6 protein-coding genes and 2 pseudogenes are annotated in these 20,522 nt (G+C 72.0%); 3 read left to right on the top strand and 5 right to left on the bottom strand.

Annotation, left to right across the window (positions count from 1 at the left end):
• Positions 1 to 40 precede the first annotated feature (40 nt).
• From ACIQPR_RS34470 to ACIQPR_RS34480, 3 genes are read right to left on the bottom strand one after another with little or no spacing between them, the layout of a single operon-like run.
• Complete coding sequence (locus tag ACIQPR_RS34470) at positions 41 to 6,367, bottom strand: amino acid adenylation domain-containing protein (RefSeq protein ID WP_403656411.1); 6,327 nt, start codon at positions 6,365 to 6,367, stop codon at positions 41 to 43.
• A 6-nt stretch (positions 6,368 to 6,373) separates the two neighbouring features.
• Positions 6,374 to 14,017 (bottom strand): amino acid adenylation domain-containing protein, encoded by a 7,644-nt coding sequence (locus ACIQPR_RS34475; protein WP_403656414.1) that lies wholly within the window; start codon positions 14,015 to 14,017, stop codon positions 6,374 to 6,376.
• Positions 14,014 to 15,312, bottom strand: a complete 1,299-nt coding sequence (locus tag ACIQPR_RS34480) for a cysteate synthase (RefSeq protein ID WP_403656417.1) — start codon at positions 15,310 to 15,312, stop codon at positions 14,014 to 14,016. Before ACIQPR_RS34480 ends, ACIQPR_RS34475 begins: the two co-directional genes overlap by 4 nt.
• Positions 15,313 to 15,583: 271 nt before the next feature.
• Here ACIQPR_RS34480 and ACIQPR_RS34485 point away from each other — a divergent pair, with 271 nt between their 5' ends.
• From ACIQPR_RS34485 to ACIQPR_RS34495, 3 genes and pseudogenes are all read left to right on the top strand, one after another.
• Positions 15,584 to 16,714 (top strand): thiamine pyrophosphate-dependent enzyme, encoded by a 1,131-nt coding sequence (locus ACIQPR_RS34485; protein ID WP_403656420.1) that lies wholly within the window; start codon positions 15,584 to 15,586, stop codon positions 16,712 to 16,714.
• Between the two features lies 1 nt (position 16,715).
• A pseudogene (locus tag ACIQPR_RS34490) lies at positions 16,716 to 17,684 on the top strand (alpha-ketoacid dehydrogenase subunit beta); the annotation flags it as partial.
• A 177-nt stretch (positions 17,685 to 17,861) separates the two neighbouring features.
• Positions 17,862 to 18,839 (top strand): annotated as a pseudogene (locus tag ACIQPR_RS34495) (dihydrolipoamide acetyltransferase family protein); the annotation flags it as partial.
• 127 nt (positions 18,840 to 18,966) lie between these two features.
• Here the strand turns inward: ACIQPR_RS34495 and ACIQPR_RS34500 are convergent.
• On the bottom strand, positions 18,967 to 19,830 hold the full coding sequence (locus ACIQPR_RS34500; protein WP_403656423.1) for a hypothetical protein: 864 nt from the start codon (positions 19,828 to 19,830) through the stop codon (positions 18,967 to 18,969).
• Positions 19,831 to 20,082: 252 nt separating this feature from the next.
• Positions 20,083 to 20,448 carry a VOC family protein gene (locus tag ACIQPR_RS34505; RefSeq protein WP_403656426.1) on the bottom strand — a complete coding sequence of 122 codons (366 nt, stop codon included), beginning with the start codon at positions 20,446 to 20,448 and terminating at the stop codon, positions 20,083 to 20,085.
• Positions 20,449 to 20,522: the final 74 nt, after the last annotated feature.

The following is a 20,522-nucleotide window of genomic DNA, read 5'->3' on the forward strand; positions in this document are numbered from 1 at the left end:
TGTTCTAAGGGGGAGGAGGGGAGGCGGAGTTGGGGCGGGGCTATTCCAGGCCCACGGTCAGTTCGTCGAGTTCGTCCCGGGACAGGTCCGTGACCGACGCACCGGCACCGGCACTGGCGTCGGTGCCGTCGTCCACCCGGGACACGAGTGCGGTGAGCGCGGCGAACCAGGACTCGGCCAGCGCCCGCACCTCCGGTTCGGTCAGCACGTCTTCGGGCCAGGCCCAGTCCGCCACGAGCCGTGGTCCGGTGATCGTGTCGTGGACGACCGCGTTGACTTCGAGGACATGGGCCGTGGCGAGACCGGGATCGCGCCCGGAGCCGAGCGCCTCCGACTCGGGCGCGAAGGCCCACGGTTCGGTGGCGGTGGCAGTGGAGCCGGGGGCGTCGAAGCGGCCGAGGTAGTTGAAGCCGATCGCCGGTGTGGGCGCCTTGGCCAACTCGGTTGCCGTGTCCGGGTTGAGGTGGCGCAGGAGGCCGTGTCCCGCGCCGTGGTCGGGCAGTTCCCGCAGGCACTTGGCGACCCGTGCGGCGGCGAGGTCGGCGGCGGGCCCGGCGGCCAGCGCGTCGCCCACGTCCACTCCCTCCAGGTCGAGGTGGACGGGGTAGAGCGAGGTGAACCAGCCGACCGTCCGGGAGAGTTCGAGCCCGGTTGCCAGTTCCTCGCGGCCGTGGCCCTCGACGTCGAGCACGACATGCGGGGAGCCCTGCCGGTCGGCCACGGCCAACGCGAGGCCCGTGAGCAGGACTTCCTGGACACCGAGATCAAGGGCGGCCGGTACTCCGGTGAGCAGCGGTGCCGTGGCCGCGGGCGGCAGGCTGAGCCGCAGCGAACGCGTGGTGGCGGCGGTGTCGCGCTCGGCGTCGAGCGGACGCCGGCCCAGCCGGGCGCGCGGAGCGTCGCCGATACGGCGCCACAACTCGGCCTCGGCGACCCGCGCAGGCGTCCGCGCCTCCCGGCCCAGCGCGGTGGACCAGCTTCGGAACGACGTTCCGACAGGCGGCAGTTGAGGGCTACCGCCCGAAGCGACGGCCTCCCAGGCGGCCTTCAGATCGGGGACGAGGACCCGCCAGGACACGCCGTCGACGGCCAGGTGATGGACGACCAGCAGCAGCCGTCCGTCCCGATCCGCCCCGGCGTCGAACCACACGGCCCGGACCATCGCGCCGGCCGCCGGATCGAGCAGGCCTACGACCCGGTCGAACTCGGCGGTCACGCACGCGTGGAGGTCGTCCGGGCCGAACAGGCCGAGGATGTCACGGCGGTCCAGCAGATCGGCGGCGCGGACGGCGCCGACCGGTGCGACATCGAGTTCAAGGGCAGGGGTGAGCCGGGCACGCAGCATGTCGTGGTGGTCCAGGACCGCCTGGAGGGCTTGGGCCGGCCGGGACTGACCGGCGTCCGCCGGGACCGTGAGCAGGACGGACTGGCTGAACCGCCCGATCGGGCCACCGCGTTCGAGCAGCCACCACATCACGGGAGTGAGCGGGACCGTGCCCACTCCGTCGGCGTCGTGGGCGAGCGCGGACGCATCGCCCGCGCCGTCGCCGCGGCCACCGAGCGGACCACGGGCCACCGCCGCCAGTTCCCGTACCGTCTGGTGCTTGAAGACGTCCCGGGCAGTGATCACGACCCCGGCCTCGCCCGCCCGGCTCACCAGCCGGATCGAGGAGATGCTGTCACCGCCGAGCGCGAAGAAGTCCTCGTCAAGAGGGACTTGGGGCAGCTTGAGCAGTTCGCGGAAGAGTCCGGCGAGGATGTGCTCGGCGGGAGTTGTCGGCTCCTGCCCGCCGGTCTGGTCGTCGGCCTCGGGCTCCTGCGTGGGGACGGTGTCCGGTGACGGCCCGCGATCCTGCGGACCGGCGGGCGGTAGCGGACGACCTTCGTCCTCCGGCAGATCCACGTCCTCGATCCGCAGGTCGGGGTCGGCGGCGACGGCGCTCAGGAACCGGACCAGCCGCCGGGTGAGCCACTCGGCCGTCGCCGGGTCGAACAGGTCCGTGCTGTACTCCGTGATGCCGTCGACACCCGCCGGGGTGCCGTCGTCGTGGCGGCGCTCGCTCAGGTAGAGGCAGAGGTCGAAGCGGGCCGCGCCCGTCTCGACGGGCTCGCGCACCACTCCCAGGCCGGGCAGGGACAGGGGGACATCGGCGGTGTGACCGGTGAAGGCCAGCACCACCTGGAACAGCGGATGGCGGGCGAGGCTGCGCCGGGGACTCAGGGCGTCCACGAGGAGATCGAACGGCACGTCCTGGTGCGCGTAGGCGGCCAGGTCGAAATCCCTTACCCGGTCCAGGAGTTCACGGAAGGTCGGGTTGCCGGAGGTGTCCGTGCGCAGAGTGAGGCTGTTGACGAAGAAGCCGACCAGGTCGTCCAGCCTGCCGTCGCCACGTCCGGCGATCGGTGTCCCGATGGTGATGTCGACGCCCGAACCGACCCTGGTCAGCGTCGCCGCCAACCCGGCCTGGAGCACCATGAACAGGGTGCTGCGGGAGGCGGTGGCGAGGCCCGCGAGCGCGGTGTGCAGGTCCGCGTCGAGAGTGAGTGCGGTGCGGGCGCCGGTTCCGGTGGGTTCGGCGGGCCGTGGCCGGTCGGTGGGCAGCGGCAGCTCCTCCGGGGCGCCGGCCAGCGCCTCCCGCCAGAATGCCGTCTGGCGTTCCCGCACGCCTTGGGTCTCTTCCGCATCCAGCAGTTGTCGCTGCCAGTGCGCGAAGTCGGCGTACTGCACGGGCAGTTGCCGCCATTCCGGGGCACGTTCGGTGAGGCGGGCCGCGTACGCCGTCTCCAGGTCGCGCATCAGCGGTGCCATGGACCAGCCGTCGACGGCGATGTGATGGGCGAGCAGCAGCAGGACGTGCGTGTCGTCGGTGAGCGTGAACAGGGTGGCGCGCAGCGGTGTTTCGGTGGACAGGGCGAAGCGGTGTCCGGCGGCGGCCGTGAGCAGCGCGGGGAGTTCGGCCTCGGTGGCGGGAACGACGGTGAGCTTCGGACGCCCCGCCTCGGGGTCCAGGATGCGCTGGTACGGAGCGCCCTGGAAGTCGGGGTGGAGGGTGCGCAGCGGCTCGTGACGGGTCACGACGTCGGCGAGCGCGGCCTCCAGCGCCGGACGGTCCAGGAGGCCGGTGAGCCGCAGAGCCCAGGGCACGGTGTAGGTGTTGGCGGCGTCGAGCCGGTTCAGGAACCACAGCCGCTGCTGGGAGTACGACAGCGGAATCGGTTCGTGCCCGCGCTCCCGTACCGTCAACTCCGCTCGCCGCAAGCCGTGTTCACCCTCGGTGACGCGCGCGGCCAGGCCGGCGGGCGTCGTCGCCTCGAACACCGCCCGTACGGGCAACGCGGCGCCCAGCGCGGTCCTGACGCGGTCGGTGAGGCGCATGGCGAGCAGGGAGTCGCCGCCGAGGTCGAAGAAGCCGTCGTCCGCGCCGACCCGATGGGCCTCCAGGCCGAGCACGTCGGCGAAGAGCCCGCACAGGATCTCCTCCTGCGGGGTGCGCGGGGCACGTCCCCCGCTCTCCACGGTCGGCGCGGGCAGCGCGGCGCGGTCCAGCTTGCCGTTGCCGGTCAGGGGCAGCCGGTCGAGGACGACCACGGCGGAGGGGACCATGTGGTCGGGCAGCGTGCGTCCCGCGTGGCGCCGCAGCGCGTCCGCGTCCACGCCCCGCCCGACGACGTAGCCGACCAGCCGCTCGTCCCGTACGACGGCGACCGCCTGAGCCACGTCGGGGTGACCGGCCAACGCCGCCTCCACCTCGCCGAGTTCGATGCGGAAACCCCGGATCTTCACCTGGTCGTCGGCACGGCCCAGATACTCCAACTCGCCGTCGGCGGACCGTCGTACGAGATCGCCGGTCCGGTACATGCGGGCACCGGGCCCGGTGGTGAACGGGTCCGCGACGAAGCGCCCGGCCGTCAGCCCGGGGCGGCCCAGGTAGCCGCGTGCCAGACCCGCGCCCGCCACGTACAGCTCGCCGGTCGTGCCCGGCGGCACCGGGCGGAGACCCGCGTCCAAGACGTGGGCGCGCAGGTCGGGGAGAGCGTCTCCGATGCCACCGGCCCGGGTCACGCCGGTCAGCGGCAGGGCCGTGACATGGACCGTGGTCTCGGTGATGCCGTACATGTTGACCAGCACGGGCGCGTCCTGCGGGTGCCGGGTGTACCACTCGGCGACCCGCGCGAAGTCGAGCGCCTCACCGCCGAAGACCACGTACCGCAGGGCCAGTTGGCGCCCGACGTCCGGCAAGGAGGCGTCCGCGCGCAGGAGTTCACCGAAGGCCGAAGGGGTCTGGTTGAGCACGCTGACGCGCTCGCGGGCCAGCAACCGCAGGAACTCCTCGGGGTCGCGGCTCACTTCGTGCGGGACGACCACGAGAGTGCCGCCGTGCAGCAGCGCGCCCCACAGCTCCCACACCGAGAAGTCGAACGCGTAGGAGTGGAACAGCGTCCACACGTCGTCCGGTCCGAAGTCGAACCACCGCCGGGTCGCCGAGAAGAGCCGCACGACGTTGCGGTGCGGGACCGCGACGCCCTTGGGACGGCCCGTGGAGCCCGAGGTGTAGATGACGTAGGCGAGGTGGTCGCCGCTCGGCGACGGCGTCTCGGGTGCCGTGGCCGGACAGGTACGCGACTCGTCCGGGGTGACGATCGGGATCTCGCCGGCGGGCAGACGCGATGCCGTCTCGGCCGTGGTGACCAGCAGTACCGGATCGGCGTCGGTGAGCATGAACGCCAGCCGGTCCGCCGGGTATTCGGGGTCCATCGGCACATACGCGGCACCCGTCTTCAGCACCGCCAGCACGGCCACCACCAGCTCCGGCGAACGCGGCAGCGCGAGCGCCACCAGCCGCTCCGGGCCCGCGCCGCGAGCCGCCAGCAGGTGCGCGAGACGGTTGGCCCGCTCCTCCAACTCGGCGTATGTGAGCCGGTCGCCCTCATACACTACGGCCGTGGCGTCCGGGGTGCGGGCGGCCTGGGCGGCGAACAACTCGGGGAGCGTAGCCGAGGACGGTACGGCCGTGTCGTCGGCCTCGCCCATCAGCCGCTCCCGTTCGCCGGGCAGCAGGACGTCGATCTCCCGCACGCGGCGCGTCGGACGCGTCGCGAAGGCCTCCAGGACGGTGGCGAACCGGTCCAGGAGCCGCCGTGCGGCCGAGTCGTCGTACAGATCGGGCCGGTAGGACAGGCGCAGGGCGAGGCGGTGGCCGGGCAGGACGGCGAGGGTGAGGGGGTAGTGGGTGGCGTCGCGGCCGGTGAGCTGGGTGACCGGCGATGCCTCGGCCCCCTCGGCCTCGTCGGCGCCCGGGTGGTTCTCGAAGGCCAGCAGGGTGTCGAAGAGTTCACCGCGGCTGCCGGATGCCCGCCTGATGTCGGCGAGACCCAGGTGCTGGTGCGGCAGCAGGGCCGCCTGTCGCCGGTGCAGCGTGACGAGCAGGTCGGTGACCGTGCCGTCCTCGTCCCAACGGACGCGCGTGGGAACGGTGTTGATACAGAAACCGATCATCGAGGCGATGTCCGCGAGCTCCGGCGGACGCACGGTCACCGTCTGGCCGTAGACCACGTCGGTGCGGCCGGTCAGCCGGCCCAGCAGCACGCCCCAGGCGCCCTGCACCAGGGAGTTGAGGGTGACCCCGAGCGACCGGGCGGTGGTCTCCGCGTCCCTGGTGAGTTGCTCGGGCAGTTCGACGACGAGTTCACGGGGCAGGACGGTGGTCACGTCGGTCGGGCCGGAGGAGAGCGGTGTGGGCTCGCCCAACTCCGCGAGTGCGTCGTGCCAGGCGGTCTCGGCGGCGGCCCGGTCCTGTCGCCCGAGCCAGCCCAGGTAGTCGCGGTAGGCGGGCGTCGGCGGCAGCGCGGCCGGGTGCTCGCCCGTGTACAGGGCGGTGAACTCGCGTACCAGGAGCTGCTTCGACCAGCCGTCCAGCAGGATGTGATGGTTCGTCACGAGCAGGCGGTAGCTGTCCTGGTCCCAGCGGGTCAGCAGATACCGCAGCAGCGGCGGCCTCGCCAGATCGAAACGGCGGGCCCGCTCCTCGTCCAGCAACTGCTGCCACCGCCCGGCGCGCTCCTCCTCGGCCAATATCGACAAGTCGGCTTCGGCCCAAGGGAGTACGACGTCCGTGGGGACGATCTGGAGCGTCTGTCCGGCATCCCGCCGACGGAAGCAGGCGCGCAGGTTGGGGTGCCGGTCGAGCAGGGCCTGGCCAGCGGCGCGTACGGCGGCGGGGTCGACGGGGCCCCTCAGCTCCAGAACCTGCTGGGTGGTGTAGAGGTCGGGGGAGCGCTCGTCGTCGTACAGGGCGTGGAAGAGCAGGCCTTCCTGCAAGGGCGACAGGGGCAGGATGTCGGCGATGGGGGAACCGGACCGGGTCACCGTGGACTACCTCCACTCATTGCCGAACTCGGCTTCGAGTTCGTCGATCTCTGCTTGGGACAGGGACACCAAAGGCAGATCGGACGGGGTGTGCCCGCCCGTCGTGCCGGGGCCGCCGTCGGCCTGTGCGGCCAGTTCCGCGCACCAGTCGTCCGCGAGTGCGCTCACCTCGTCCTCGGACCAGATGCCGGGCACCCAGGACCAGGTGGCGTCGAGCCGGCCGTCCCCGGTGACCACGGCGGTGATCTCCAGACCGTGGGCCACGGGCATGGCGGGATCGTGCACGGCACCCAGATCGCGCAGCGCCTCCGGTGCGGGCGACCAGTCGCCGCCGTCCGAACGGGCGCTCCGCCCCAGGTAGTTGAAGCCCACCTCGGCAGCCGGAAGGGAGGCGAGGAGCGGGCCGCTGTCCGGGTCGAGGTGGCGCACCAGGCCGTACCCGATGCCTCGGTCGGGAACGGACCGCAGCTGTTCCTTGACGGTCTTGAGGACTTGCGCCGAGTCCCCGGTGTCGACACCGGAGAGGTCGAGCCGCGCGGGGACGACGCTGGTGAACCAGCCGACAGTTCGGGACAGGTCGATGCCCTCGGCGATCTCCTCGCGACCGTGCCGCTCGATGTCCAGCACCAGTGCCGGGTCGCGCCGTCGACGGGCGAAGGTCGCCGCCAGCGCGGCGATCAGGACGTCCTCGGGACCCGCGTGGAAGGCCGCGGGGACCGTGGTGAGCAGGGCCGTGGTGGCCTCGGCCGGGAGGGCCCGGGTCAGATGGCGCATCACTCCGACGACGTCCCGGAGGGGATCGAGCTGCCGGATGCCCAGCCCCGGACCCGCTACGTCCAACACCCCTCGCCAGGCGTCCAGTTCGGACTTCCTGCCCGGTGTTCCGGCCTCCCGCTCCAGCAGCCGAGCCCAGTGCCGGTAGGAGGTCCCCCGCTCGGGCAGTTCCTCCTGGCGCCAGGCCGCGGCCAGATCGGAGCGCAGGATGTGCCAGGACACGCCGTCCACGGCCAGATGATGAACCGTCAGCAGGAGTCGGCCGGTCTCGTGGGGACCCGCGTCGAACCACACCGCGCGTACCAACTCACCCTTCTCCGGAGAGAGTTGCGAAGCGGACCGAAACGGCAGATCAGTGAGGTCCAGCGGTCCGTCGGCGCGCTCCAGCAGACTGGCCGCGTCGAGGGCCCCGGGCGGCGGAATCTCCGCCGTCGATCCGTCTGCCGTCAGGCGCAGCCGGAGTACGTCGTGATGGTCGAGGACCGTCTGAAGTGCGGCCGTCAGCCGCCGTTCGTCCGCGTCGGCCGGTGCGACGAGCAGCACGGACTGGCTGAACGCGCCGATCGGGCCGCCTCGTTCGAGCAGCCGGAGCATGGCCGGGGTCAGGGGCAGCGTGCCGGTCGGCGCGTCATGCTCCCCGACCGAGCCGGTGGCGGGACGGTCCGCCGCCGTGGCGGCGAGAGCAGCGATCGTACGTTGCTCGAACACGTCACGCGGGGTCAGCCGCAGCCCCGCCGCGAGCGCGCGGCTCACCAAGTGGATGGAGGTGATGCTGTCGCCGCCCAGGTCGAAGAAGCCGTCGTCGACGCCGATGTCGTCGGCGAGGACCCCGAGCACCTCGGCGAACACCGCCCGCAGTTCCCGCTCCCCGGCGGTGCGCGGAGCACGGCCGGTGCGCTCCGCGTGAGCGGCGGGCGCGGGCAGCGCGGCCCGGTCCAGCTTGCCGTTGGGTGTCATCGGGAGGGTGTCGAGCACGACGAGCGCCTCGGGCACCATGTGGGCGGGCAGGTGCCGGGCGGCGTGCGCGAGCACGGCCGGACGGTCGGCCTCGGCGGGCCCGACGACGTATCCCGCCAGCCGCCGTACGCCCGCCGGGTCCTCGGCCACGACCACCGCGGCCTGTGCGACCAGGGGATGGGAGGTGAGCACGCCCTCGACTTCGCCGGGCTCGATCCGCAGGCCCCGGATCTTGAGCTGGCCGTCGGCCCGCCCCCGCAGCTCCAGGGTGCCGTCGGCCCGCCACACGGCCAGGTCGCCCGTGCGGTACACGCGCCCGCCGGACGGATCGAAGGGGTCGGCGACGAACCGCTCGGCGGTCAGACCGGGCCGCCGCCAGTAGCCGCGGGCCACATGGTCCCCGGCGACGTACAACTCGCCCTCGACACCGACCGGTACAGGCTCCAGACGGGTGTCGAGCACATACGCCCGTGTGTTCCACATGGGGCGGCCCACGGGCACGGGGCCGGTCGGCAGGTCGTCGCCGGGTTCGATGCGGTGGTCGGTGCAGCCGACGGTGAGTTCGGTCGGGCCGTAGTGGTTGATCAGGCGTACGGCGGGGTGGTCCCGGCGCCAGTCGCGCAGGGCTTCGCCGACCAGGGCCTCGCCGCCGAGCATGAACTCCTCGGCCGGGGACAGGTCGTGGGGGAGCGCGGGCAGCAGGGGGAGGTGGCTGGGGGTCGCCTTGAGGAAGGAGTAGCCGCCGGTCACCGGTGCCGCGCCCGCATCGTGGAAACCGGCGATGTGCACCCGGCCCCCGGCGCAGAGCGCCCCGTGCAGGGTCGTGACCGTGGCGTCGAACGACATCGTGGCGTGCAGCAGCGAGGTGCCGCCCAGGCTGGGATAGGTCTCGGCGCAACGCGCCAGGTAGGTGGTGAGGTTGCGGTGCTCGACTACGACACCCTTGGGCCGGCCGGTGGTGCCGGAGGTGTAGATCAGATAGGCGGGATCGGCGGGCCGGGCTTCGGGGAGGGGCGCGGACGGGGTGTCCGGGGCCGCGTCCGGATCGACCACGGGACAGCCCGCCGGCAGACCGGTCCGGTCCCTGGCGATCACGCACACGGGATCCGCGTCCGCGAGCAGGGAGGCGGTGCGCTCGGCCGGGTGCTCCGGGTCCAGCGGCAGATACGCGCCGCCGGCCTTGTGCACGGCGAGCACCGCGACGGCGAGATCGACCGACCGGGGCAGCGAGAACGCGACGATCCGCCCCGGAACGACACCCCGCGAGACCAGCACGCGGGCCAACCGGTCGGCCTGTAGATCGAGTTGACGGTACGTCAGCGCGGTCGCGGAGTCCTCGACCGCGACGGCGTCCGGCGTCTGGGCCGCACGCTTCTCGAAGAGCCGGGGGAAGGTGGTGTCCGGGACGTCGCGTGCCGTGTCGTTGAACTCGACGAGCAGGCGGCGGAGTTCGCGGTCGGTGAGGATGCCGAGGGAGCCGATGGGCTGCTCGGTAGCGTCGACGGCCGCCCGCAGCAGGCGTTCCAGTCGGGCGGCGAGTTCCTCGGCGGTGGTCCGGTCGAAGAGGTCGGCGCTGTACTGGAGGGTGCCCTCGATGCCGTCCGGCGAGCCGTCCGCCGTGTGCTGCTCGGCCAGGTTGAAGGTCAGGTCGATCTTGGTGGCGCCGGTCTCCACGGGCAGCGTGCGGGCCTCAAGTCCAGGGAGGTCGAGGCGGGGTTCGGCGGTGGGGCGGAACGCGAGCATCACCTGGAAGAGCGGGTGCCTGGCGAGCGAGCGGGGCGGGTTCAGCGCCTCCACCAGGTGCTCGAACGGCAGCTCCTGGTGGGCGTAGGCCGCCAGATCCGTCTCCCGGACCCGGCCGAGCAGTTCCCGGAAGCCCGGATTCCCCGACGTGTCGGTGCGCAGGACCACCGTGTTGACGAAGCAGCCGACCAGATCGTCGAGGATCTCGTCGGCGCGACCGGCGACGGGGGTGCCGAGCGGGATGTCGGTGCCCGCGCCCAGCCGGGTGAGCAGCGCGGCGAGACCCGCCTGCACGGTCATGAACACCGTCGTGCCGGTCTCGGCGGCCAGCGTGCGCAGCCGCCCGTGCAGGTCCGCGCCGAACCGGACCGGGATGTCGCCGCCCCGGTGAGTGGCGCGGGCGGGCCGTGGACGGTCGGCGGGAAGCGGGAGTTCGTCGGGCAGGCCCGAGAGCGCCGTACGCCAGTGTTCGAGCTGACGGTCCCGCTCCGCGTCGAGCACCTCGTGCTGCCACACGCCGTAGTCGGCGTACTGGACGGGCAGCGGTGCCCAGTTGGGCTCACGTCCCTGGAGACGGGCGCGATAGGCGAGCGACAGGTCGCGGAGCAGCGGGTCCAGGGACCAGCCGTCGCAGGCGATGTGGTGCAGGACGAGGAGCAGTACGTGTTCCTCGGGGCCGAGGACGAGGAGGTGCGCGCGCAAGGGCGCTTCCACGTCGATCCGCAGCCCTTCCCCGGAGAGCGTCCCCAGTCGCTGCGGCAGGTCGGTCGCGGACACGGCGTCGAGGACGTCCAGGTGTGGCGCGAAGGGGTCCAGCAGCCGTTGGAGCGGCAGTCCGTCGGCGTCCGGGTAGACGGTGCGCAGGATCTCGTGCCGGGCGACCAGGTCGGCGAGGGCCGCGCGCAGGGTGTCGACGTCGAGGGGCGCGCCGGTCAGTCGTACGGCAAGAGGGATGCTGTAGGCCGCGCTCGGGCCCTCCAGCCGGTGCAGGAACCACAGCCGCCGTTGGGCCGACGACATCGGCGTGATGTTTGTGCGCTCGCGGGGAGTGGGGCGGGAGGCGGGCAGCGGGGCCTTGTCGGTGTCGGCGAGGAGCGGGGCGAGTCCGGTCGGGGTGGGCGCCTGGAAGACGTCCCGCAGGGTCAGTTCGACGCCGAGGGCGGTACGAATCCGGCCCACCAGACGCAGGGCGAGCAGCGAGTGGCCGCCGAGGGCGAAGAAGTCGTCGCGCGGGCCGACGTCCGGCAGTCCGAGCACGTCGGCGAAGAGCGTGCACAGGATCTGTTCGTCGGGGGTACGAGGGGTGGTGTCCGGTTGTGCCGCCGTACCGAGTGCGGGCGCGGCGGGCAGCGCGGCCCGGTCGAGCTTGCCGTTGGTGGTCAGCGGGAGCCGGTCCAGGACCACGACGGCGGAGGGGACCATGAAGTCGGGCAGTTGGGCGGCGAGTTGGGCCCGCAGGACGTCCGGGGAGGGATCGCCGCCGTCCGCGCGTACCGCGTAGGCGACCAGCCGCCGGTCGCCGGGGCGGTCCTCCCGGACGACGGCCACCGCGTGACCGACCTCCGGGTGGGCGGCGAGCACCGCTTCGATCTCGCCGGTCTCGACGCGGAAACCGCGCAGCTTGATCTGGCCGTCCACGCGGCCGTGGAACTCCAGCTCGCCGTCGGCACTCACACGGGCCCGGTCGCCGGTGCGGTACATACGGCCACCGGGCGGACCGTACGGGTCGGCGACGAAGCGTCCCGCGCTCGCGCCCGGCAGCCCCAGATAGCCGCGGGCCACGCCCCGTCCGGCGACGTACAACTCCCCGACCGTGCCGGGCGGAACCGGCCGGAGCGCGGAGTCGAGCACGTAGGCGCGTGTGCCGTCCAGCGGGCGGCCGATCGGCAGCGGGTCGGGCACAGGTGTGCCAGGCCCGCAGGGGCGACAGGTGGCGAACGTGGTCGTCTCGGTCGGGCCGTAGCCGTCGGTGACCGTCAGACCGGGGCAGGCCGCCAGGACCCGGCGCACGGTGTCGGCGGGGACGGCCTCGCCGCCGGTCCACACCTGGCGCAGCCCCGCGAAGCAGCCCGCGTCCTGCTCCGCCGCGAGCCGGAACAGCCCCGCCGTGAGCCACAGCGCCGTCAGCCCGTGCCGCCCGGTCAGCCGGGCCACGGCGGCGGCGTCCACGTCCTCGTCCGGGCCGGCGACCACGGCGGTGCCACCGTTCAGCAGCGGTACCCACATCTCGTACGTGGAGGCGTCGAACGCGGTCGGCGAGTGCACCAGCACCCGGGTGTGCGCACCGGAACCGAACGCGGAGTCCGTCGCCAGGGCGGTCACGTCGGCATGGGTGACGGCGACGCCCTTGGGCACGCCGGTGGAGCCCGAGGTGTGGCTGACGTAGGCGAGTTGGTCCGGACGCACGGACACCGCCGGGTCCGTGTCGGGCTGGTCGGCGAGCGCCGGGTCGTCTGCTGTGACCACGACCAGCCCGTCGTACGGCCCGAGTTGTGTGGTGTCGGTCAGCAGGACGGTCGCGCCGGTCCCGTCCAGGATCTGCCGGGTGCGGGCGGCCGGTGCGCGCGGGTCCAGGCCGACGTACGCGCCGCCCGCCTTGAGTACGGCCAACAGTGCGGTGAGAAGGCTGTCGGAGCGGTTCATCCGGACCGCCACCCGGTCCTCGGGGCGGATGCCGAGGGTGATCAGCCGGTGTGCGAGCCGGTTGGCCCGCGTGTTCAACTGCCTGTAGGCGAAGGCGCGTTCGCCTTGTACGACGGCGGTGGCGTCCGGTGCGGCCGTCACCTGGGCCGCGAAGAGCGCGGGTACGGTCGCGCCGGGGCCGATCGCGGAGGGGCCGGTCAGCAGCGCGTGCCGCTGTTCCTGAGGGAGCGTCACCTCGATCCGGCCGACCGGGTCTCCGGCGCCGACCGCTGCGGCGAACCGTGCGACGAAGCGGGCGAAACGCCGGTGGTGCGCGCTGAGTTCGGGCTCCGTGTAGTGGGTGGGCGCGGCGTCGAGGTCGATGCGGATGCCGTGGTCGTCGGACCGGTCGTACACGTTGAGGGCCAGATCTTCGACGGGCCCCGTGGACAGGTTGTGGCGGGTGGTCGCGTGCCCGGCGAACCGCAACTCGGGCCCGAACGCCATGATGTTGACGACGGGGCCGAAGAACCGCCGTGTTCCGTCCGGCCAGTTCAGCTCCCGGCGCAGGTCCTCGCCGCGGTGACGCTGGTGGGCCAGCAACTCCCTGGTGGCGCGGGCGGCTTGGCCTACGAGATCATGGGCGGGGGTGTCGGGCCGTACCGTCAGCCGCAGCGGAAGTACGTTGGACGCCATGCCCGGAGTCGCGAGTTCGACGGCGCTCTCGCGGGCGGTGACGGCGAGGCCGAGGACGATGTCCTGGGCTCCGGTGAGCCGGTGCAGATAGGCGGCGGTCGCCGCGAGCAGGACGCGGGACCAGCGGGTGCCCGCTTGTTCGGCGGCCGAGTGCACCAAGTCCCCGGCGGCGGGCGGGAGATGGCCGCTGCGGCGCAGGAAGCGGCCGGTGACCTCCGGCGGCGCGGTGGACAGGCTCACCGGTTCTGGGCGGTCGGCGAGCGCGTCCGCCCAGAACTCCCGGTCCGCCTGGTGTTGTTCACCGGCGCGGTAGGCGGAGTCAGCCGCGACCAGGGGCGCGAGGGGCGCGGGCGGCACGGAGTGGTCGGTGCCGGAGACGAGGGCGCTGTAGGCGTCGGCTACCCGGCCGGCTATCAGGGAACAGCTGTACCCGTCGACGGCTATGTGGTGGTAGCGCTGGTACCAGATCCAGTGGGCGTCCGAGAGTTTCAGCAGCGCGTACCGGAACAGTGGGGCCGACTCCAGGTCGAACGGCGCGGCGAAGTCGGTCGCCAGCCAGGTGTCGGCCGCCGAGCGGGGGTCGCTCTCGTCGGTGAGGTCGACGACCGGCAGTTCCCAGGCCGGGTCGGCGTGCACCGTCTGGCGCACGGTGTCGGCGTCCGCCGTGAAACCGACCCGCAGGGTCTCGGTGGCCGCCACCACCCGCGCGAGGGCGGCCCGGAAGCGGACGGGATCGACAGGGCCGTGGATCTCGGTGTACTCGCCCACGTTGTAGGCCGGGCCCGCTGGATCGAGCCGTTGCCCGAACCACATGGAGCGCTGGGCGGCGGAGACGTCCAGAACCTGGGAGACCGTCATCGGGCGGCCTCCGAGGCGGTCGCGAGGCCGGCCGAGCGCTCGGCCACGAGTTCGGCGACGGCCCGGGGACCCGTATCCCGGCCGGGCCAGGGAACCCGCAGCCACGGCTGGGCGGGTATCAGCGCCAGGTCGCGGGCCTGCCGGGCCCGGCCGCCTCCGGTGACGTTGAGGAGGACGAGTTCGTCGCGCCGGACCCGGCCGTCGCGGGCGGCCTGGGCGAGGGCGGCCAGCGCCACTCCGGCGCCCGGTTCGATGTCGATGCCCTCGACCTCCTCGAAGAGGGCCATCGCGTCGAGCGCGGCGAGGTTGTCGGTGCACAGGACGTCCCCGTGGCTCTCGGTGAGCACGTCGCGCACCCCGCCGCGCACGGTGAACGGGGGCCGCCGGTTGGTCAGTTCACGGGCCAGCGGTTCGTGTTCGCGCTCGGCGGGGGCCGGACCGGCGGACCGCCAGGCTTCGTGCAGGGGCGCGAACGGGGCGTTCTGGCACATCAGAAGCCGGGGCAGGGCATTGCCGTCGGAGCGCAGTCGGCGGGCGGCCTCGTGGCAGCCGATCGCTCCGGTGCCGCTGCCGACGGCCTGCACGTAGGTCTCGGGCAGGCCGCCGAGGGCGTCGGCGGCGGCCAGCATGACGGTGCCCAGGCCGTCCCGGCGGCCGACGTTGCGGGCACCGCCCTCGGCGTGGTGGCCGGGCAGAGCGGAGATCAGGTCGGCGGCGGCGATGGCGTCGCTGTACGTGGCGGTGCCGTCGAGGACGACGATACGGACGTGGGGGGCGAGGGGAGCGGGGAAGCGCATCCGCTCCATGGCCGGGGCGGGCACGACCAGCAGACAGGGGACCTGGTGGCAGGTGGCGGCCCAGGCGAAGGCCGCGGCGGTGTTGCCCGCCGAGGGGATCACCAGGACGGGCGGGTCCGCGGGCAGCCGGCCGAGCACGGTGTAGGCCTCAAGATCCTTGAACGTACAGGTCGGCAACTGCGCACCGCGCTCCGGCCAGTAGCCGTTGAAGGCGATCCACAACCGGTCGAGGCCGATGCGTCGCCCGAGCCGTTCGGCAGGGTGAACGACGGGACCGGGAGTCTCCGGAAAGACGCGCACCACCGGGAGCAGCGATGCATGCCGAAACAGGCCGTGACTTTCCCCGGAACGGGTTCCGCTTCCGTCGTACTCGGTGCGCAGGAACGCCGGTTCATGCCGACGCGAACAGTCCAGGAGGAGGCCGTCGTCTTCGTACCGAGTTTCGCATGAGGAACAGACAACGGTGTAGTGACGCGTTCCCGGGCGTACTCCGGACATGTTTGGTCGCCTTCCGCAGTGCCGCGATTCACTGATCAATTGGAACCAGCACTTCGGGAAGCACAGGCGTACTGCAAATTGCCTTTGTCCAACGCATAGTTGACGGGATGGAAGCGGTTTCTGTGTTGCTTTTGTGAAGAAGCGTCAGGTGGTGGACTGTTCAGGTCCGCTTCATCTGCCCGTATCTGCGCGGCGATTGAGTAAGCGCTCACTGCGGAGAGCATCCAAAGCGCCTGAGCCGTGACGAAAGGATGGCCGAAACATGGTCCCTATGCCGGAGCATGCGACTGCTGAGAAACGGGTAGAACCCTCGATCTGGCTTCCCTCTCCTGTTCCGGTTTCCCTTCTGCCGTCGAATGTCGACGAAGAGGAATTCGCCGATGCCCGAGGCGTGGAGAAGCGGACGTACGCCGAGCCGTCGTCCGGATCGCTGTTGACGGCCTATCGCAAGATGGTGCTCGGACGCCGTTTCGACGAGCAGGCGACGGCCCTCGCCCGGCAGGGCAGACTCGCGGTCCACCCCTCCAGCCTCGGCCAGGAGGCCTGCCAGGTGGCGCCCGCACTCGCACTGAGACCGACCGACTGGCTGTTCCCCACCTACCGCGACTGCGTCGCACTCGTCAGCCGCGGCATCGACCCGGTCGAGGCCCTGACACTGCTGCGCGGCGACGCCCACTGCGGCTACGACCCGGTACGGCACCGCACGGCACCGCAGTGCACCCCGCTCGCGACCCACGCCGCACACGCCGTGGGCCTGGCACACGGCGAGCGGCTCAAGGGCACGGACACGGTCGCCCTGGCCCTCGTCGGCGACGGCGCCACCAGCGAGGGCGACTTCCACGAAGCCCTCAATCTGGCGGGCGTGCTGCGCGCTCCCGTCGTCTTCCTGGTGCAGAACAACGGCTACGCGATCTCCGTCCCGATCGCCGAGCAGTGCGCCGCACCGTCCTTGGCGTACAAGGGAGTTGGCTACGGCATCCGCTCCGAGCAGGTCGACGGCAACGACGCCGCGGCCGTACTCGCCGTACTGACCACGGCGGTCGAGGACGCGCGCGCGGGCGGCGGACCCTGGCTGGTGGAGGCGCGCACCTACCGCATGGCCCCGCACACCAGCGCCGATGACCCGGCCCGCTACCGGTCGCCCGCCGAGGCCGACCGGTGGGGCCGACGCGACCCGGTGGCCAGGCTGGAGTCGGCCCTGCGCGAGCGCGGCCTGCTGACCGACGAGGACGTCAAGACGGTGGCCGCCGAAGCGGCGGCCTACGCGGAGGACGTACGCGAACGCCTGTCCCTGGACCCGGAGTTGGACACGAAGACCCTCTTCGACCACGTCTTCGCCGCACCGCCCGCGCACCGGCCGGCCCAACAGCCCGTGCGCTACGCCGAGTCGGAAGGCCGCTGACATGAGCGCACACGGCATGACGATGTCCCAGGCCCTCAACTCCGCCCTGCGGGACGCGCTGAGCGGGGACGAACGGGTCGTCGTCCTCGGCGAGGACGTCGGACGCCTCGGCGGCGTCTTCCGGGTGACCGACGGCCTTCGCGACGCCCACGGCGAGCGGCGCTGCTTCGACACCCCCGTGAGCGAGGCCGGCATCGCGGGCCTCGCGATCGGCCTCGCGATGGCCGGATGGCGGCCCGTGGTCGAGATGCAGTTCGACGCGTTCGCCTACCCGGCGTTCGAACAGATCGCCTCCCACATGGCCAAGATGCGCAACCGCACCCGGGGCGCCCTCCCGCTGCCCCTGGTCGTACGCATCCCCTACGGCGGTGGCATCGGCGGCGTGGAACACCACAGCGACTCCAGTGAGGCGTACTACGCCCATACGGCGGGCCTGAAGGTCGTCACCCCGGCGACGGCGGCGGACGCGTACTCCCTGCTCCGCGAGGCGATCGACGACCCCGACCCGGTGATCTTCCTGGAGCCCAAGAGCCGCTACTGGAGCAAGGAACCCCTCCAACTCCCGCTCCGCACCGAGCCGTTCGGAACCGCCGCGGTCCGCCGCCCGGGCCGCGACGCCACGCTCGTCGCCTACGGCCCGTCGGTCGCGGTGGCCCTGGACGCCGCTCGCCACGCGGCGGACGAGGGCCTGGACGTCGAGGTACTGGACCTGCGCACCCTCGTCCCGCTCGACGACCAAGCCCTCACCGCCTCGGTACGACGCACCGGACGCTGCCTGGTCGTGCACGAGGCGCAGGGCTTCGCCGGGGTGGGCGCCGAGATCGCGGCCCGCGTGCAGGAACGCTGCTTCGACGACCTGCGGGCACCGGTGCTGCGCGTCACGGGCCTCGACATCCCCTATCCGCCGCCGCTGCTGGAGCACGCTCATCTGCCGGGCGTCGACAGGGTGTTGGAGGGACTGCGCCGACTGGTGTGCGATGACGGACCGAGCCGGATCGCGCGTCGGGAGCCGGTCGTCACTGAGGTCGGCATCGGTGCGGCGACCGAGGCCGGGACCGAGCAGGGGGCGCGTGTCCTCGACGGGGCCTTCCGACTGCCGGATCTGGGGGAGGGGTTGACGGAGGCAGAGGTGCTGGAGTGGCTGGTCGCCGTGGGGGACGAGGTGGCGTACGACCAGGTCGTCGTCGAGGTCGAGACCGCCAAGTCGGTGGTGACTCTGCCAAGTCCCCACGCCGGTACGGTGACCGCCCTGCACTGCGGCGCGGGGGAGATCGTGAAGGTCGGAGCGCCGCTGCTGTCGGTGTCGAGGGCACTGTCGGAGAACTGCTCAGGAGAGGAGGAGAGCGAGCGCTCGGGGGCGGTGCTCACGGGATACGGGACGAGGGGAAGGGCCGGTCTCGTACGGTCCACGGCACCGGCCTCGGAGTCGCGATCGGGCCAACCGGGCACCCGCATCCCCCTGGACGCGGCATCCGAGAAGTTCGTCCGCGCGCACCGCGACACACCCGCCGTCACCATATGGGCGGACGTCGACGCCACCGGACTGCTCGCGACCCGGGCGGCCCAAGGCACGGGAGTTCTGGCGCTGTTGGCCCGGGCATGCTTGGACGGCCTCGCCGCCTTCCCCGCGTTGAACGCCCGGGTGGACACCGACCGCGCCGAGATCGTCCGCATGCCGCGGGTCCACCTCGGCTTCGCCGCACAGACGGACCACGGGCTGATCGTCCCCGTGCTGCGTGACGCGGACCGGCTGCCGCCGGACGACCTTGCGTCCGGACTGGAGCGGCTGACCGGTCTCGCCCGGCAGGGCGCGCTCCCCACGGAACATCTGACCGGCGGCACGTTCACCCTCAACAACTACGGTGTCCTCGGCGTCGACGGCGCGACCCCCATCCTCAACCACCCCCAGACGGCGATGCTTGGAGTCGGCCGCCTCATCGATCGGCCCTGGGCGGTGGACGGTCGCGTGGAGGTGCGGAAGACGGTTCACCTCTCACTGACCTTCGACCACCGTGTGTGCGACGGAGCCACGGCGGCGGGATTCCTCCGCCATGTCGGCGCATCCGTTACGTGCGGGCGTCGCGATGGTGGAACCGCAGACCGTGAGGACTCCCGTATGGGCTGAAGGACCGGTGGAAGAGGCTCCGTGGGCGAGGCACAAGGCGACCTGGTCGGAGGTTGGCTGTGTGGTTCGGCGTTGGCTGGTCAGGGCTTCGTGGATGGTGTGCCCGCCGACGACCCGGACTCGAGACTCAGATCAGCTTGGTGAGTTCGTTCTTGAAGGGGTGCTGGAGCGCGCTCGTACGGAAGACCAACGCCTTGCCCGAGCGTGCGTCGTTCGCCGGGATCCCTTGCTTCGGTCCGTAGGTGCTGCGCTCGGAGGCGTCCCAGTCCACGCCGTCGTCGTCGGCAGCCCCGGGAGTCGGCTCTTCGCCCGTCCCTTCCCTTTCATGCAAGTCCCCCCAATCATCCGGCAATTCAAAAGTCGCCGACGTGTCCGTGCTCAATGACAAACCGCCATTGACGTACAGCCGGTCGGGGTCGCCGTAGTTGCCTGCTGTGTAGGCAGGCGAGTGCTCGCTGATCAGTTGCTGAATCTGCTTGAGGACCAAGGGGTTGCTGGCGCGGCCGTCCTCCAGTTCGCAGCAGATGCCGCACTGGATGGACCCGGATCCGGCGGAACCCAGCTTCGCGTCACGCAGTCGGGCCACCAGGGTGCCCTGCGCCCGGTCGAAGACAGCGGCTCTGACGAGTTCACCGGGCTGGAACGTGAGGGTCTTCTCCTGGACCTGCTTCCTCGATCGGTTCGAGAGATCGGGGTAGTCCTCCAAGGCCACGGTGACGCTGCACGCGAAGTCCGTCTTGCCTCCGGCGGGCTCCGCGGCCGTCCATGCCGGACTCTGGGACTGGTACTGCTTGTACCCGGTCCGGTCGCCGCCCCCTGTCTCCCAGACCGGGTCCGAGGTCGTCTTGAAGCCGGGGTGCCTGTTGCGCTTCATGCCCTCGCGGGACACGATCACCACCGACTTGCCGGCGGGGGTCGTCCGGAGGCTGCGCACGCTCAGCACGGTGACGTTGTCGCTCTGGACCGGTCCGAGCGATTCGGTCTGCACCATGGCGTTCCACCCTTCCTGGAAGGCACCGTCCAGGTGTCTGGCCGACTGCCTCGGCTGTGACGGCCCTCGCCGTCGCGGTCCCCGTGACCGAAGCTAGCGGGGCGGCGAGATCCGCGCCGGGCGACGAGCGCGCGCAGACCGGGCCGAGTGGGCCGAGAACGCGGGCGCCGAGGCGTGTATCTCGGGGGTTGCCTGGCATCCGCTGTTCGGGTGGCGGGCGGTGTTCTGGATGGCGATCCGCATCGTGGCCTTTCAGTCCCGCGGTGCGACGCGGATCTGGTTCCCGTCCGGATCGGCGGCGAGGAAGGTCAGCCCGAAGCCCGCATCATGTGGCTCCTTCAGGATCGTGATGCCCTTGGACTGCCACTTCTCGAAGATCGCGTCGACCTCGTCGGACCCGCCGCCGACGGCCAGGCACACCTCGCTGGTACGCGGGACGTCCGGTGACAGGCCCTCGAACCGATCGGACCACAGAGCGAGGTCGGCGCCCGGCCCGAGGTCGAAGGTGATGTATCCCGGGGTCTCGAACGAGGGGCTCAGGCCGAGGAGTTCGCCGTAGAAGCGGGCTGCGGCGGGAGCGTCGTTCACGTAGACGATGGACACGACGGATGTGGTCATGGTTGTTCCTTCTCGCAGGTTTCGCAGGTTTCGCAGGTTTCGCAGGTCGTGGGCATGCATCCGCCAGCCTGACC

The sequence above is a fragment of the Streptomyces sp. NPDC091280 genome (assembly GCF_044768565.1).
GTDB lineage: Bacteria > Actinomycetota > Actinomycetes > Streptomycetales > Streptomycetaceae > Streptomyces.

Excerpts from the sequence above, each read along its gene's own strand:
- ACIQPR_RS34475 (WP_403656414.1), bottom strand. The coding sequence starts at position 14,017 with ATGACGGTCTCCCAGGTTCTGGACGTCTCCGCCGCCCAGCGCTCCATG.
- ACIQPR_RS34485 (WP_403656420.1), top strand. The coding sequence starts at position 15,584 with ATGCCGGAGCATGCGACTGCTGAGAAACGGGTAGAACCCTCGATCTGG.
- ACIQPR_RS34500 (WP_403656423.1), bottom strand. The coding sequence starts at position 19,830 with ATGGTGCAGACCGAATCGCTCGGACCGGTCCAGAGCGACAACGTCACC.
- ACIQPR_RS34505 (WP_403656426.1), bottom strand. The coding sequence starts at position 20,448 with ATGACCACATCCGTCGTGTCCATCGTCTACGTGAACGACGCTCCCGCC.
- ACIQPR_RS34480 (WP_403656417.1), bottom strand. The coding sequence starts at position 15,312 with ATGTCCGGAGTACGCCCGGGAACGCGTCACTACACCGTTGTCTGTTCC.